At 56.3% G+C, this 16328-nt stretch carries 12 protein-coding genes and 1 tRNA gene; 6 read left to right on the forward strand and 7 right to left on the reverse strand.

What is annotated here, in order from left to right:
* Positions 1 to 59 precede the first annotated feature (59 nt).
* Positions 60 to 1103 (reverse strand): aldo/keto reductase, encoded by a 1044-nt coding sequence (locus RLO149_RS09905; RefSeq protein ID WP_013961948.1) that lies wholly within the window; start codon positions 1101 to 1103, stop codon positions 60 to 62.
* Between the two features lie 146 nt (positions 1104 to 1249).
* Between RLO149_RS09905 and RLO149_RS09910 the strand changes: the two genes are divergently transcribed.
* The 4 genes from RLO149_RS09910 (at position 1250) to metG (ending at position 5606) form a co-directional block, all read left to right on the forward strand.
* Positions 1250 to 1867, forward strand: a complete 618-nt coding sequence (locus RLO149_RS09910; protein ID WP_013961949.1) for an ImuA family protein — start codon at positions 1250 to 1252, stop codon at positions 1865 to 1867.
* Positions 1868 to 1924: 57 nt separating this feature from the next.
* On the forward strand, positions 1925 to 2521 hold the full coding sequence (locus tag RLO149_RS09915; RefSeq protein WP_013961950.1) for a YceI family protein: 597 nt from the start codon (positions 1925 to 1927) through the stop codon (positions 2519 to 2521).
* Positions 2522 to 2585: 64 nt separating this feature from the next.
* Complete coding sequence (locus RLO149_RS09920; protein ID WP_013961951.1) at positions 2586 to 3818, forward strand: MFS transporter; 1233 nt, start codon at positions 2586 to 2588, stop codon at positions 3816 to 3818.
* Positions 3819 to 3887: 69 nt separating this feature from the next.
* Positions 3888 to 5606, forward strand: coding sequence for a methionine--tRNA ligase (gene metG / locus RLO149_RS09925; RefSeq protein ID WP_044025291.1), 1719 nt, complete (start codon positions 3888 to 3890; stop codon positions 5604 to 5606).
* A 317-nt stretch (positions 5607 to 5923) separates the two neighbouring features.
* Here the strand turns inward: metG and RLO149_RS09930 are convergent, their stop codons facing one another.
* The 4 genes from RLO149_RS09930 to RLO149_RS09945 all read right to left on the reverse strand — a co-directional run bounded on the left by RLO149_RS09930 (position 5924) and on the right by RLO149_RS09945 (position 10255).
* Entirely contained in the window at positions 5924 to 8515 is a 2592-nt protein-coding gene (locus tag RLO149_RS09930) for a methyl-accepting chemotaxis protein (RefSeq protein ID WP_013961953.1), read from the reverse strand.
* Between the two features lie 422 nt (positions 8516 to 8937).
* Positions 8938 to 9023: transfer RNA gene (locus RLO149_RS09935), tRNA-Leu, on the reverse strand.
* Positions 9024 to 9171: 148 nt separating this feature from the next.
* Entirely contained in the window at positions 9172 to 9726 is a 555-nt protein-coding gene (locus tag RLO149_RS09940) for a tetratricopeptide repeat protein (RefSeq protein ID WP_013961954.1), read from the reverse strand.
* Between the two features lie 31 nt (positions 9727 to 9757).
* Positions 9758 to 10255: an Lrp/AsnC family transcriptional regulator gene (locus tag RLO149_RS09945; RefSeq protein WP_044025292.1), complete on the reverse strand. Its 498-nt coding sequence runs from the start codon at positions 10253 to 10255 to the stop codon at positions 9758 to 9760.
* A gap of 98 nt (positions 10256 to 10353) precedes the next feature.
* Between RLO149_RS09945 and putA the strand changes: the two genes are divergently transcribed.
* Both putA and RLO149_RS09955 read left to right on the forward strand, forming a co-directional pair.
* Positions 10354 to 13773 carry a bifunctional proline dehydrogenase/L-glutamate gamma-semialdehyde dehydrogenase PutA gene (gene putA / locus RLO149_RS09950; RefSeq protein ID WP_013961955.1) on the forward strand — a complete coding sequence of 1140 codons (3420 nt, stop codon included), beginning with the start codon at positions 10354 to 10356 and terminating at the stop codon, positions 13771 to 13773.
* Positions 13774 to 13841: 68 nt separating this feature from the next.
* Complete coding sequence (locus RLO149_RS09955; protein WP_013961956.1) at positions 13842 to 14585, forward strand: rhomboid family intramembrane serine protease; 744 nt, start codon at positions 13842 to 13844, stop codon at positions 14583 to 14585.
* Positions 14586 to 14618: 33 nt separating this feature from the next.
* On the opposite strand, the gene RLO149_RS09960 is transcribed toward RLO149_RS09955, so the two are convergent.
* Complete coding sequence (locus RLO149_RS09960; RefSeq protein ID WP_013961957.1) at positions 14619 to 15404, reverse strand: inositol monophosphatase family protein; 786 nt, start codon at positions 15402 to 15404, stop codon at positions 14619 to 14621.
* A gap of 110 nt (positions 15405 to 15514) precedes the next feature.
* Positions 15515 to 16303: a hypothetical protein gene (locus tag RLO149_RS09965; RefSeq protein ID WP_013961958.1), complete on the reverse strand. Its 789-nt coding sequence runs from the start codon at positions 16301 to 16303 to the stop codon at positions 15515 to 15517.
* Positions 16304 to 16328 lie beyond the last annotated feature (25 nt).

The following is a 16328-nucleotide window of genomic DNA, read 5'->3' on the forward strand; positions in this document are numbered from 1 at the left end:
TGCCCGGCAAAGCCGGGATAATCCGATTCTGCCGCAAAGGATACCGCATAAATGTAAGGCTAGTAGGGCATAGGATGCGTCCGATGGGCCGCGTCAATATCCGCCACGACCTCAGCTGATAATTCCAGATCAATCGCGCCGAGACAAACCTCCAGCTGCTCCATTGTGGTCGCGCCAAAAATGATGGAGCCCATGAAAGGTCTGGTTTTGCACCATGCCAATGCCATCTGTGTGGGATCAAGGTCGTGTTTCTGCGCGATCTCAAGATAGGCCTGAACCGCGTCAAACGCGCGCTCTGTCTTGCGCCCACCAAGATTACTGCTCAGCGACATGCGCGAGTGCGCAGGCACTGCGCCATCCTGATATTTCCCGGTCAGCAATCCGGCAGCCAAGGGGGAAAAGGCCAGCAGCGGCACATCTTCCTGAAGCGACATCTCGGCCATGTCGGTGTCGTAAAGGCGGCACAGCAACGAATACTCGTTTTGGACGGATGCAACCCGCGGCCCGCCGACACGTTCCGCCGCCTCGATCCATTTCGTCGTGCCCCACGCACTTTCGTTGCTGAGCCCAAAGGCGCGGATCGTGCCACGTTTGACCTGCTTTTGCAGCGCCTCCAATGCGTCTTCCATGTGGTGTTTGGTGTCCAGCATCAATTGCGACGAAGGGTCATAGGTCCAGTTCTTGCGAAACATATAGCTGCCACGGTTCGGCCAGTGAAACTGGTAGAGATCGATGTAGTCGGTTTTCAGACGGCGCAGCGCCCCCTCAATCGCTTCGGCAATTGTCGCGGATGAAATGGGCGCGCCGTCCCGAACAGCTGCCAACCCCTCGCCCGAGTGTTTGGTGGCAAGGATCACATCCTCGCGCCGCTCATCGCGTTCAAACCACAATCCGATGATGCGTTCCGTCCGCCCGATTGTCTCTTCCGAGACCGGGTTCACCGGGTACATTTCGGCAGTGTCGATAAAATTGATGCCCGCGTCCAACGCACGGTCAATCTGGTCATGCGCCTCGTTTGTGTTGGTTTGCGTCCCCCAAGTCATGGACCCCAAACAAAATTCCGATACTTCAATTCTGGAGTGCCCCAGTGACTTCATCTTCATCGTGTATTTCCTTTTCCTGCTCGCCTCACAGTAATCAGGGCTGCGATTACCGCAAGTAGGTTTACAAGGTCTCTAAATGATCCGGGTTTCTTGCGGTTTGGCAAATTTAGCGTTGAGAACAAAAATAGAACACTATACATTTTGGTATGGCGATCTCTCATCCTCTTCTGGCGCGCCGTCCGGCATATACAGCCCCGGCGTTAGCGTTTATCCCCGATGCACCGGAAATGGCTCTGGTGCAGGGGCGCGTGCATGAGGTCAGTGGCCCTGCGCGACGCAGTTTTGCGATGTGGCTGGCCGCGCAAACAGAGGGTCCGGTGCTTTGGATCGCCCCGGCCTGGGGTCAGGAAAAGTTGAACAGTGATGGTGTTTGTGCCTGGATAAACCCTGCACGCCTTATTTTTGTATCCCCCAAACGCACAGAAGACCTGCTGTGGACGATGGAGGAGGTTTTGCGCTCGGGCGCTGTCACCTTGAGCATTGTGGATCTGCCCGACCTGCCCAATCTGACGCAGGTCAGACGTATGCATCTGGCCGCAGAAACAGGCAGCAAAATTGCTACGGGATCTTCATCCGGGCTGCTGATGACGCCGGGACAAGGTGGTGCAGCGGGTGTTGAAACACGCTGGCATCTGAACCCGCAGCACGCAAGCGAGTATGAATGCTGGCGGCTGGAAAGGCTACGGGCCCGCGCGGCCCCTCCCAAAGACTGGACGGTCCGTAAATCGAAAGACGCAGGAACACTCTCTATCAAGAGGCCGTGAATTTCGAGACAGCTGAGCAAACTGCCCTATCTTGTATACCAACAGGAGCAGCGCCGTATGACCTCACCTATTACACGACGATTGCTGATCGCCAGTGCGCTGAGCGCTTTTGCAACCGTGGGGCACACCAGCAGCCAGAGCTATGAACTGGTTGCGCAAGGCTCCCGCGTTGCCTTCATCTTTACGGCCAATGGCGCGAGCCAATCCGGCACCGTTCCCGTTCAACAAGCAGACATATTGGTCGACCGTCGAGCTCTCTCCAATTCCACAGCGCGGGTGACTGCTGACATTCGCGAGATCCGCTCGGGACTTGTGTTCATCACGCAGGCGATAAAAAGCCGTGAATTACTGGATGCCGCCACCCATCCTCTGGTGACCTTCGAATCGACGCGCATCCGACTAGGCGCCAAGGGTCGCATTTCCGAAGGTGCGCAGATTGATGGCCAGCTTACGCTGCGCGGTGTCACGCGACCGATAACTCTGGACGCCGTCTTAAGCCGCCCCGCAGGAACGCCCCCTGATGATCTCTCCGTGCTCTTTATTCAACTAGACGGACAGCTTAGTCGCTCGGCTTATGGCGCCAGCGGATACCCCGATCTCGCAGATGACATTGTGCGGCTGGACATCCGCGCAGAAATCCGTGCCCGTGCATAAAAACGACGCCATTTGTCGAATAAGCGCAAGGTGGCATCGCGCAAGAGCGTAAGTTGCAGGTGTTATGCGCCTCCTGATTTCTTTTGCCGCTCTGTTTCTGTCCGTACTCCTGCTGCAGCTTTCGTCCGGCGGTGTTGGGCCGCTTGACGCGCTCTCAGGGTTGACCCTCGACTTTTCGAAACAGCAGATTGGTTTGCTGGGATCCGCTCATTTTCTGGGTTTCTTTATCGGATGCTGGTGGGCCCCGCGTCTGATGGGCAGCGTCGGTCATTCCCGCGCTTTCGCCGCCTTCACGGCTGCGGGTGCCATTGGCCTGATGAGCCATATGCTTGTGGTCGATCCCTATGCCTGGGCCTTGATGCGCATCGCCTCGGGCATGTGTGTCGCCGGATGCTACACCGTAATCGAAGCATGGCTGCAAGCGAAGGTCACCAACCAAACCCGCGGGCGCGCAATGGGCGTCTACCGCATTGTCGATATGACAGGATCGCTCGCCGCCCAGATGGTCATCAGCGTGCTGGAGCCTGCATCCTATGTCTCTTACAATATTCTGGCGATCATTTGCTGTGCCGCCCTTTTGCCCATCACCCTGTCCACCGTAAAGCAGCCCGAGACACCCGGCTCCCCCCGGTTGCGCCCCAGACTTGCGTGGGATCGATCCCCCCTGGCGGCAGCAGCCGTCATCGTCGCGGCCTTGTCCAGCGCCTCGTTTCGAATGGTCGGTCCCGTTTATGGACAACAAGTTGGCTTAAACACTGAACAAATCGCCTACTTTCTTTCAGCCTTTGTGCTTGGCGGCGCTTTGGCGCAATATCCTATGGGTTGGCTGGCGGATAAATATGACCGGCGCTGGGTCCTGATCTGGCTTTCCATCGCCGCCATTGCCAGCTCTGCCGTCACCATCAGCTCTGCCGGTCTCGGCACCATCGGCATTATGCTCGCGGCGGGTTTGTTTGGATTGACAACATTTCCGATATACTCCGTTGCCGCTGCACATGCGCATGATTTTGCAACTGACGATGAACGGGTGGAACTGTCCGCTGCCTTGATGTTTTACTTTGCCCTCGGCGCAATTGCGGCCCCCTATCTCGCCTCCCTTCTGATCGAAAGCTATGGGCCCGGCGCGCTGTTCATGATGATCGCTGCCGGGCATGTTTTGCTTGTCGTGTTCGGTCTGACCCGCATGCGCGCACGCCCATCTCCCTTGGACAGAACCCGTTATACCTACGCACCGCGGACATCGTTCTTGATCGGCAGGCTCACCGGGAAAAGCCGCAAACGTGACAAAGACAGTTAATTTCGCCGTAGCCCTCGCGGATCACCTGAGGTAGACCGGGTGCCAGAAATCAGCCTACGGAGCCATGTTTTGGAACGTCACCTCATCACTTCCGCGATTCCTTATATCAATGGTATCAAACACTTGGGAAATCTGGTTGGCAGCCAGCTGCCTGCTGACCTCTATGCACGGTATCTGCGCGCACGTGGGCACGAGGTTCTATTCCTATGCGCAACCGACGAACACGGCACGCCTGCCGAATTGGCAGCGGCCAAAGCTGGCAAGCCTGTGGACCAATACTGCGCGGAAATGCATGCTATTCAATCTGAGATCGCCAAGGGGTTCCAGCTGTCGTTCGATCATTTCGGACGCTCCTCAAGCCCGCAAAACCACGCGTTGACACAACACTTCGCAGGCAAGCTCGATGCTGCAAACCTGATCGATGAGGTAGTCGAAAAGCAGGTGTATTCACATGCTGATGGTCGGTTTTTACCGGACCGCTATATCGAGGGAACCTGCCCCAACTGTGGTTATGATAAGGCGCGCGGTGATCAATGTGAGAATTGCACCAAACAATTGGACCCAACTGATCTGATAGAACCACGCTCGGCCATATCGGGATCTACAGACCTCGAAGTGCGTCAAACAAAGCACCTATATCTCAAGCAGTCGGTTCTCAAAGACCAGCTGGATGCCTGGATTGACAGCAAAACGGATTGGCCGATTCTCACGACTTCGATCGCGAAAAAATGGCTCCATGACGGCGATGGTTTGCGCGACCGTGGCATCACAAGAGACCTTGATTGGGGCATCCCCGTCAAGAAGGGCACGCAGGACTGGCCGGGCATGGAAGGCAAAGTGTTCTATGTTTGGTTTGATGCGCCGATCGAATACATAGCCTGTGCGTCGGAGTGGGCTGAGGCAAATGGCCTCGAACCGTCAGAGTGGGAAAGGTGGTGGCGCACGGACAAAGGCGCCGAAGACGTGCGCTACACGCAATTTATGGGCAAAGACAATGTGCCCTTTCATACGTTGAGCTTTCCTGCGACCCTTCTTGGCTCAGGCGAGCCATGGAAAATGGTCGACCACCTCAAGTCTTTCAATTATCTGAATTATGACGGCGGACAGTTTTCGACCTCGCAGGGCCGCGGCATTTTCATGGATCAGGCTTTGGACATTTTGCCGGCTGATTATTGGCGCTGGTGGCTGCTCAGCCACGCGCCGGAAAACAGCGACGCGGAGTTTACTTGGGAAAACTTCCAAACATCCGTAAACAAGGATCTCGCGGACGTTTTGGGCAATTTCGTGAGCCGGATCACAAAGTTCTGTTCTGCCAAATTCGGAGATCAGGTTCCTGCTGGCGGTCATTACGGGCCGACGGAATTGGACCTGCTGAACAGGCTTGATGAGAGCCTGACCCGCTACCAAGACAACATGAGCGCTATGGAAGTTCGAAAATCGGCACAGGAGCTTCGCGCCATATGGGCCAGCGGAAACGAATACCTGCAAACGGTTGCCCCTTGGACAGTTTTCAAAACGGACCCTGAAACTGCAGCAATGCAAACCAGATTGGGACTAAATCTGGCTCTGTTGTTTGGCGTTTTATCCTCGCCATTCGTGCCCGAGGCGTCTGAGAAAATACTGAACTGCCTTGGGCACCCCGCCGCGCCTTGGCCGAACAAATGTGAGGACTTCCTCATCAACTTGACAGCAGGTGAAGCATTCGAGGTTCCCGAAGTGCTCTTTGCAAAGATAACGGATGAAGACTGCGCGCGATATAGCGAGCAATTTTCAGGCAAGAGAAACTGAAAAAGCCATCAGAACCACATTGAATTGACAACGGTGAACAGAATCCTGCGCAACTAAGCCACGCGAAGATGGCTTACCGTTCGTTTAACTGAGGCTGCAAGTGCGTCATCCTGCGCACATCCGGCAGCATTAGTTTGAATGATGCAAGCTTTGCACTTCAACTGTTCAAGATTAACCGCAACAATACTCACGACAATGCGGCACTGGCAGGTGGACATGATACATCAAGATGACCCCATGATCGCCGTTCTTAAAATAAGGATCATGGGGTTCGGCTCATTGTCTACTAGTTCAATGACAGATTCTCATCGACTCCATCAAAACTCTTCCCAACCTTTATCAAGTTCCTGCATCGGATTCTGATCAACAGCCAAGGCCGCATTACCGTCCGACATGGGTCTTGATTGTGCAGCGCGCTCTACCTTCGCTGGTTTTGGCTCCGCGTTTCCTCGTACTGGTTGGCTGTTGTTGCCAAGTTCAAATTTGGTGACTGCAGAGACAAGTGCGTCTGCTTCACTGGTCAGAGCGTGGCTGGCAGCCGTTGTCTCTTCGAACATTGCTGCATTCTGTTGGGTCACGTGGTCCAAGTCATTGACCGCGGAATTGATTTCATTCAATCCAACAGACTGTTCTTTTGACGATGAAGCAATTCCGGATACCCGCTGCGAAATCTCTGCTACGGAGCTGACAATTGCGCCCAAAGCATCGCCAGTTTTATCAACGAGATCGACACCCAGCTTTACTTGCTCACCTGAGTCCGTGATTAAAGTGTTGATCTCACGAGCGGCGTCAGAAGACCTTTGAGCAAGCGCACGAACCTCAGTCGCAACGACGGCAAAGCCCCGTCCCGCTTCCCCCGCGCGCGCGGCCTCCACGCCGGCATTGAGGGCCAAGAGATTTGTCTGGAAGGCAATATCATCAATAACCGAAGTGATCTTCGAAATCTCTTCTGACGAGTTTTTGATACCATTCATGGCGATAACAGTTTGTCGCGATATTTCGCCTCCAGTTTCTGCGTTTGTTTGGGCTTCGGCGGACATCCTCGATGCTTCATCAGCGCCTTGCGCAGCGGAGCGCACAGAGCTGGTAAGTTCGTCAAGCGCGGCTGCCGTTTCTTCAAGGGTCGCTGCCTGCTTTTCTGTTCGGCGGGACAAATCATCCGCCGCGCTTGTAATTTCCTGAGCTTCATTTCTAATCGAGTCAGCGTTTTGTGTGACGGCTGCTACGGCACTGCGCAGCGATTCCACAGCCAAGTTGAAATCTCGGCGAAGGCTCTCGTAATCTGTTGGGAAGGTAGAAGTGATTTCCTTTGACAGATCACCGTCAGCCAAACCCTTCAGCGCGACACCCAAAGCGTCCACGACGTCCGCTTGCTGTTCTGAAATCCGCAGACGTTCCTCTTCAGCTTCACGGATCAAAGCAGCGTTTTCCGAAACATCCGTTCCCAGAAAAATAACCCGCTCAACAGAGCCTTCGGGGTTCAAAACTGCTGCAAAGCTGCCATCCACCTGCTTGTCCGGTTCGCCCCCAGACGCCGATAGCTTGAATTGCCCAAAGAGCGACTCTCCTCGCAAAACGACCTCAAGCATTTGTGCGCCAGTCAGAGAAGCCTCGGCATCAGACACAAAGAACTCACCAAACGCTTTGTGCATCAGCGCCTCAGCATTTGCCCCAACAAGGGTCTCGACGTTTGCATTTGCACCCACAACCTGGCCCTTGGCGTTGAATTCCACGCGAAGCTGGTTTCCGTCGATCGCATCAAGAACTGCTGCATTCCGGACGGCTGTCGTGCGGTCGCTCCATTGGATAACGGCACCAATCATATTGCCTTGCTCATCAAGGGCAGCATTGAGGGACAATTCCACCAAATGATCGCCAATTTTTACAATTTCCGACAAGGGAAATGCCGATCGTCCGGATGCCATAACCTGATCAGTAATTGGCTTGAGAGGTGCAAAATCTGTCAAATTCGATCCAAGTGCCGCACCAGCACTGAAACCAGTCCAGACCTTTGAAAGGTCCGCATCCAATACGTCAAGCAACGCTTCGCAGCTCGGATTGATAAAGATCACCGATAGCTTGTCGTCCGCCATCATCATCGGCGCACTCGATCCACCGAAAGCAGCACTTTTGAAGGCGCTTTCTAGTTCTGCCGCCTTCGCCTCTGAAAGCGACATGCGAAAGCTGTCCAAGCGACGTGAAATCTTGCCAATCTCATCTCCGCGTCTGGTAAAAGGCACCTCATCGTCATAATTTCCATCGGCGATATTGGTCATCGCGCCCTCAATCCGAGAGAGTGGGTTTGACATTTGCGTGCGCAAAAACAAGCCGGACAAGATCAAACCGACAAGCATTGCCACAGCTCCCAGCATCAGATTCTTATTCTGTGTCAAGCGCAGAAGAGCCAACTGATGTGTCTCGTCCCAATGGGTGACAACTACACCCGCCAGAGCGTTATCGTCACCGAAAAATACCGGAACCGCTTTGGTAAAACCATCCGGCGAGGCCACGCGCTCACCCTCGGCAATGACCTGAGACATCAGGGCTTCTATCATTGCTTCATCATCCGTGTCTGGCAAACTGTCGTAGAGCACATCCCCGTTGGCCGTAATGACACGAGCGCCTGTCGCATCGGGGCTGGCAGCTTCGATAACACCTGTTACAATTTCGCTGATCACGTCGGAATTGCCGAATTTAATTGCACCGCCCAATTGTGTGGACATCAAACCCGTGACTTCGGAAGCCCGTTCGCCCAACGCTTTTTCGGTCAGCTTTGTCTTGCTTCGCGCTTCATTCACGGAGATGGTGGCAACCACCCCCAAAACGCATAAAATGACCATGAACGTACATTTGACAAACAGAGTGTTAAGTGGATTTCCGTGGGTATTCAGACGTTTAATAAATGGCATTATGCAACCCCAGTAAAAGCAGTGTACCGAACAGCAGAGGTGTTCACCCTCTGTCCCTTTCGAGAAACAATTACATCACAGGTGTTACAGAGCACTTAACAGGGACGGGAAACTGAGCTGCGCGAACGTCAGAATTCAAAATCGCTCAGACGCTGAAACAATCCGCTAAATCACGCAGGAACAGGGCAATGATTTTTAGGTATCTCGTGTCGCTTTTGAAAGCCCACGCGGCACGGCGACAGGGTGTAGCCTACCGCAGTGAACAACAATGAATCTGTGATAAAACAACGTGTTTTCGGGCGCACCATCGTCAACTTAAACGTCACTCCACGTTCTTGCATATGCAAAGCGGCCGCTCACCATAGAGACAACGGATAGTACACGTCACAGTTCATGTGTTTTCTGAAGCAATTCCAAGGCTCTGGTGCGGGCGGTGGGACTCGAACCCACACGGGCATACGCCCTTCAGATTTTAAGTCTGATATGTCTACCATTCCATCACGCCCGCATGGCGCCGCGCGGCCTGATCAGGCGCGCGACATCTTCGTAGCGCCCCATGACATCAAAAACAACGCGCTTTCAGGCGCATCCAAGGAAAAATTTCCGGAGGCTTATGGTAAAACCTCTGTCTGCAGATGCCGCACCATGGCAGGGTGTCAGATATCTTGACCACGCGGTGCAAGCGGTGCCCCCTTGTTGAGCAAGGCACGCTCAGACAGCCAGGGATTGTTTTCCAGCGCTTCGCGTAGTTGCACGCGCGCTTCGTCAATTCGACCAAGGTTCATAAGCGTCAGCGCCCGCCCGGATTGCGCACCCACATGTTTCGAAGACCGCGCCAATGCCGCATCCAGATCCACCAAGGCTGCTTCATAATCCTGCCGCAAAAACTGAATGAAGGCCCTTTGATTGTAGCCTTCCGCGTAATCAGGGCAGTAGTCGATCAGTTTTGAGAAGGCATCCGTCGCTGCGAGGTAGTCGTAGCTGGTGCGGGCACGCATGCCGGTGTCCAACAATTCCTGCGCTGGCTCATCAGGTGCGACAAGCCACAGCTGCCACATCTTATCGGAGACTTCACGCCCTGCCATTTCGGTCTGCGCGGCACGGGCCTCGGACACCAGCTGGTCAAGACGCGCGGTGATATCCGCTGACGGCGGACATTGTGCGTAAGCGGGTACGGTGAACAAGCAAAAGGCGATAATTTTCAGTCTCATGCCCTTCAGAATGGCCTGACGCTGCCCGGGGTCAACCCTTTTCCGCCAACATTGTCTCTTTCACCGCCTGCATTGCCACATAGGTAGAGGTGTTTTCGACATGCGGCAGTTCCGAGATCGTCTCCCCCAGAAAACGGCGGTAATCTGACATGTCGCGCGTGCGCACCTTGAGCAAATAGTCAAAATTCCCAGCAATCATATGGGCTTGCTCGATCTGAGGCACGCGTGCAATCGCCAGATTGAATGCGTTCAACGCGGCCTCGCGTGTATCGCTCAACCGCACCTCAACAAAGGCGACATGATCCAGCCCCAAACGGATCGGGTCCAGCAGCGCCCGATAGCCAATCACAACACCGCTTTGCTCAAGCCGCCGCAGACGCGCTTGCGTGGGCGATTTGGACAACCCGATCCGCTTGGACAGGTCCGTGATGCTGATCCGGCCGTCTTCGGCTAATACAGACAGGATCGCACGGTCAAAGCGGTCGATATCCATCTGCTCGTTTGTCCCGTCACTTGGCAAAAATTCCATCTTTTTTCTCATACTGACCATCTGAAAAGGCAATATGACTTATCAAAGGATGGTAATCTAGTGAAAATACGCACCCCCTACATGAATAGGTTCGCCTCATGATTTCTGCCTTGCGCCACAGCGTTGACGAACGGACTTATGCCGACCCTGACAGTATCATCCAGCAGATGATAAAGGACGCGGCCCTGTCCAAATCCGACCGTGAACATATCAGCGGCTGCGCTGCCAAACTCGTGCATGACATCAGAAATACGACCAGCCCCGGTCTGATGGAGGTTTTTCTGGCGGAATATGGCTTGTCCACCGACGAGGGGGTCGCTCTGATGTGTCTGGCTGAAGCATTATTGCGCGTGCCTGATCCCGAAACAATTGATGCGCTGATTGAAGACAAGATTGCGCCCTCCGATTGGGGGCGTCATCTGGGGCACTCTGCCTCCAGTCTGGTCAATGCATCCACATGGGCATTGATGCTTACAGGGCGGGTTCTGGATGACAGCCATCCAGGGCCCGTGCGCCAGTTGCGCGCGGCACTCAAACGTCTGGGCGAACCTGTGATCCGCACCGCCGTCAGCCGCGCCATGAAAGAAATGGGGCGCCAGTTTGTTCTGGGAGAGAACATTAACGCCGCCATGGAACGTGCTGCAGGCATGGAGAAAAAGGGGTTTACCTATTCCTATGACATGCTGGGGGAAGCCGCCCGCACCGAAGCCGATGCAAAACGCTATCATCTGAGCTACAGCCGGGCGATTTCAGCGATTGCCACGGCCTGCACCGAAGATGACATTCGCAAAAACCCCGGCATATCCGTCAAACTGTCAGCACTGCACCCACGCTATGAAGTCGCGCAGCAAGAGGCCGTGATGTCGGACCTTGTTCCGCGACTGCGTGCGCTTGCGCTGTTGGCGAAATCCGCAGGCATGGGCCTCAATATAGACGCCGAGGAAGCAGATAGACTTGGCCTGTCGCTCGATGTCATTGACTGTGTCATGGCGGACCCCGCGCTCAGGGGGTGGGATGGGTTTGGCATTGTGGTACAGGCCTTTGGACCGCGCGCAGGCAGCGTGATTGAAACCCTGTATGAAATGGCCGAACGGCACGATCGCAAAATCATGGTCCGCCTCGTCAAAGGGGCCTATTGGGACACCGAGATCAAACGCGCACAGGTCGAGGGCGTCGAGGGCTTTCCGGTTTTCACGCAAAAAGCACAGACCGATGTGTCCTACATTTGCAACGCCCGCAAACTGCTCGGCATGACAGATCGCATCTATCCGCAATTCGCGACCCACAACGCGCATACAGTCGCGGCTATCCTGCATATGGCAGATGATCCGCAGGCCTATGAGTTCCAGCGTCTGCATGGGATGGGCGAAACGCTGCACACGTTGGTTTTGCAGCAAAACAAGACACGATGCCGGATTTATGCCCCTGTCGGTGCGCATCGCGACCTCTTGGCCTATCTGGTGCGCAGGCTGTTGGAAAACGGGGCCAATTCAAGCTTTGTGAATCAGATCGTGGATGAGGATGTCCCGGCTGAGGTGGTCGCCGCTGACCCTTTTGAAAAGGTGCTGACAGACCCTGCGACACAGATCCCGACCGGCCCGGAACTCTTTGCGCTGGAACGCGTCAATGCGCGCGGGTTCGATCTGACGCATAGCCAAACGCTGGAGGCGTTGTTCGACGCCCGTGATGCCTTTGCCAAACATCAGTGGCAGGCCACACCGCTGCTGAGCGCCAGTACTGCAGCCGATGACGCGCCGCGCGCCGTTATAACCAACCCGGCCGATCCGTCAGATAGGGTTGGCGCAGTCGTTTGGGCCACGCCCGGCGATGTCGAAAACGCTTTCAGCAACGCAACGCCATGGGCAGCCCCTGATACGGAACGATGCCGCATCCTGTTGCATGCGGCTGATCTGTTGGAAGCTGATTATGCGCAACTCTTTACCCTCCTCACGCGTGAAGCGGGTAAAAGCCTGCCCGACTGCGTCGCAGAACTGCGGGAGGCGGTGGATTTTCTGCGCTATTACGCAAACCGCGCCACAGATACGCCGCCCGCGGGCATCTTTACCTGCATTTCCCCGTGGAACTTTCCGCTGGCGATCTTTCTGGGGCAGATCAGCGCAGCGTTGGCCGCAGGGAACGCCGTTCTGGCCAAGCCAGCCCAGCAGACCCCTTTGATCGCTCACCGCGCGATCAGCCTCATGTACGAAGCAGGCGTGCCGCGCGGCGCGGTGCAGCTGTTGCCGGGCGCCGGGGACATCGGGGCGCTTGTGACCTGCGATGCTCGGGTTGGCGGCGTGGCCTTTACCGGCTCGACCGCAACCGCCCTGCGCATCCGCAGCGCCATGGCTGAAAATTGCCGCCCCGGCACTCCGCTGATCGCGGAAACGGGGGGATTGAACGCGATGATCGTAGACAGTACCGCCCTGCCCGAACAAGCCGTTCAGGCAATTGTCGAAAGCGCCTTTCAATCTGCGGGGCAGCGGTGTTCTGCCCTGCGATGCCTGTACGTTCAGGAGGATATCGCGCCCGAATTCACCAAAATGCTGGTGGGCGCCATGCAATGCCTGAGCGTGGCGGACCCGTGGCACCTGTCAACCGACGTCGGTCCGGTGATCGACCAAGCGGCCCGCGACGGCATCGCACAACACATCGCGCAGGCGCGCGCCGAGGGGCGCGTTATTGCCGAAACCACCGCGCCTACAACCGGCACCTTTATCGCCCCGACCCTGATTTCCGTGCCCGGCATTGCTGCGTTGGAGCGGGAAATCTTTGGCCCGGTGCTGCATTTGGCCACCTTCAAGGCGCATCAGCTTGATGCGGTGATCGATGACATAAACGCGACAGGTTACGGTCTGACCTTTGGCCTGCACACGCGTATTGATGATCGCGTTCAACATGTCTGCGAACGCATCGCAGCGGGTAACGTCTATATCAACCGCAATCAGATTGGTGCTATTGTCGGCAGCCAGCCCTTTGGCGGCGAAGGGCTGTCAGGGACCGGACCCAAAGCGGGCGGGCCGCATTACATGACGCGCTTTTCACAACCTGATCGCCAACAGGTCACAGCACAATGGCCAAAGCCACAGGAAACGCTGGCGCCGCTTGCGCCCCCGCCCTTGGACGCGCCCCGAAGCTCGCTGAGCTTGCCGGGCCCAACAGGGGAATCCAATCGCCTCAGCACGCTGCCGCGCCAGGCCCTGTTGTGCATGGGCCCCGGTACGGAGGCAAGCCGAGAGCAGGCGCGTCTCGTCCGCGCATTCGGAGGCATTGCAATCGAGGCGCAAGGTCAGATTGCCCCCGCCGCTTTGAGCCATGGGCCTGAATATGGTGGCGTCCTGTGGTGGGGGGATGCGGCGACCGGGCGTGCCATTGAGGTCGCGCTCGCCGCGCGCACAGGTCCCATCATCCCCCTGATACCCGGCGCACCGGATGTTGCGCGGGTGCTGGCAGAACGGCACGTCTGCGTGGATACGACGGCTTCGGGCGGGAATGCTGCTCTTCTGGGGGCGGCGGCGTAACATAATGCGTTAACACTGGGCAAAAACAACGCCTTGACCTGTGCGGTACAATCGCACAGCTTATCGCCATGTTTCCAATCCGAGATCACAATCCCTCCGGGCGCATCCCCTATGTGACCTATATGCTGATGGCCGCCAACATTGGCATTTTCCTGAGTTATTTCGGGATTATGGAAGACGTGCGCGCGATGAATGCATTCTGGCTGCAATGGGCCATGATCCCTGCCCGGCTGTCGCAAGGGGATGGGTATTACACGCTGATTTCATCCATGTTTTTGCATGGCGGCTTTTTCCACCTGGCAGGAAACATGCTGTTTTTATGGATTTTCGGCGACAATATTGAAGACGAGTTGGGGCATGGCAAGTTCATTTTGTTCTATCTGTGCTGCGGGGTCATCGCCTCCCTCGCGCAATACGCCGTTGACCCGATGGCGATGATCCCGACGGTGGGTGCATCCGGGGCCATTGCCGGTGTGATGGGGGGCTATTTGCTGCTTTTTCCCAAGGCAAAGGTGGATATTCTGATCATCCTGATTGTGATCTTCCGCATTCTACCCATTCCGTCGTGGATTATGCTGATGCTTTGGCTGGGCATGCAGGTTATTGGCGGCATCGGCTCAAGCTCAGACGAAGCGGGCGTGGCCTATTGGGCGCATGCGGGTGGGTTTATCGCAGGTTTGATCCTGTTGCTTCCGTTCTGGCTGCGGCAGGGCGGCCCGGCGTTCTGGCAACGCACAGATGGCCACCCGCCCCATCCGGAGGCCACCTATCGCATCGCCCCGAGCCGCATTCCCAAAGTAACGCGGCGCTAGGCAGAGCGCGCAAGCCTGGCGAAACGGGAACCGTTAGCCGCGTACCAATTTGGCAAAGGGTGAAAACAGCTTTTCATTCGTGCAAATCAGCGAGCCCGATCCCAGAATATCACCGCGTGGATCGAAGGGTTCCAAAAACCCGCCTGCCTCACGCACGATGATCAAACCAGCTGCAATATCCCACGCCTTGAGGCGACGCTCCCAAAAGCCATCATATCTGCCCGCTGCGACATAAGACAGATCAAGGGACGCCGCCCCCCACCGCCGCACTCCGGCGCATCCGGGCAAAACACGGCCCAGATCGCGCAGCGTGTCAGGCAGATCCGTGCTGCCTCCAAAAGGAAGCCCGGTTGCGAAAATGCTTTCGATCATCTGGCTGCGCCCTGACACGCGCAACCGGCTGTCGTTCATCCACGCCCCTGCCCCTTTTTCAGCAAAGAACAATTCATCCTTGGCCGGATCATAGACAACGCCAGCGACCACCTGACCTTTGTGCTCAAGCGCGATTGAAACAGCCCAATGCGGGAGCCCGTGCAGAAAATTCGTAGAGCCATCGAGCGGATCAACAATCCAGCGGCGGGTCGGGTCCTGCCCCTCTTCCTCGCCACTCTCCTCAGCGAGCCAACCATATGTCGGACGCGCGCCCATCAGGTCTTCTTTGAGGACTTTCTCGGAATTGAGATCAGCGCGGCTGACGAAATCGCCCGCACCTTTCATGGACACCTGAAGGTTTTCCACCTCGCGGAAGTCCTTGACCAATGATCGACCCGCCCGCCGCGCGGCTTTCATCATGATATTGAGATTTGCGCTGCCAACCATGTTCTTGTTCCTTCGGGAGATAAGGATGCGCGTATAGTTGCAGATCGCCCTCTTGCCAAGAGGACTTTGCGCGCCGTCGCTGCATTCGTTTCCATATCTTCGTTCTGACCCTAAGGCATGTCGATCCACGCCCGCACGCCACCCGCGATTGGCGGTCGGAAATACGCAATCAACCTGCCTTCGGGATCAGCCGTGGCCCCATCCGACCAAGGGGCAACTCCGTGCAGCGCCAGACGGTGTACGACAATGGCCGCCCCCGGTGCTGCATGCACAACAACGCGCGGACAGGTCTCAAATACCTCGCGCCGGGCCGCCTTATAGACCTCAGTGACGTCTGTGCGGGGCATATCTGTCGTCTGCGTCTGTGCAAATGCGACGCGAAATGCGTCCTTCATGATCTCGTGGCTGCCCTCCCACACCACAAGCGGGGCTGCACCCCGGTCGGCGCGGGTCAGCGGCAGCCCAAGGATAAAAGCATGTGGCTCCTGCACAAACCGACGTTTGGGCGTCCCAACACCCAGAACACCATCCACGTGTGCTGCATCACGACGTGCGCGATACCTGAACCCTGCCTCCGTTTCGCCCGCGCGCGGACGGGGATAGCCGGGAAAAACCCCTGAAAGCTGGCCCCGGTGCAATGCTGGCCAGCCACCGCAGGTCTGTGTGATGAAATCCACCGCAGCACCTGAAAGCTGCGCCGATCCCGAAATACAGCCACGCGCGTCGTTGTTCAGCACGTCAAGCCCGACAAACCACGTGTTTTCACATTGATACCACTGACTGTAGTCCGGGTTTTTCAGCGCATGCATGGCGTCCGTCTGGGCGTCTTGAGCCCACTCAAGCGTAGCGGTTTCGGGGGCAAACACCGCCCAGCCTTTTTCAAAGAACTCAGTATTCATGACCTGACCCACCAAACGCACTTTG

The organism is Roseobacter litoralis Och 149 (assembly GCF_000154785.2).
GTDB lineage: Bacteria > Pseudomonadota > Alphaproteobacteria > Rhodobacterales > Rhodobacteraceae > Roseobacter > Roseobacter litoralis.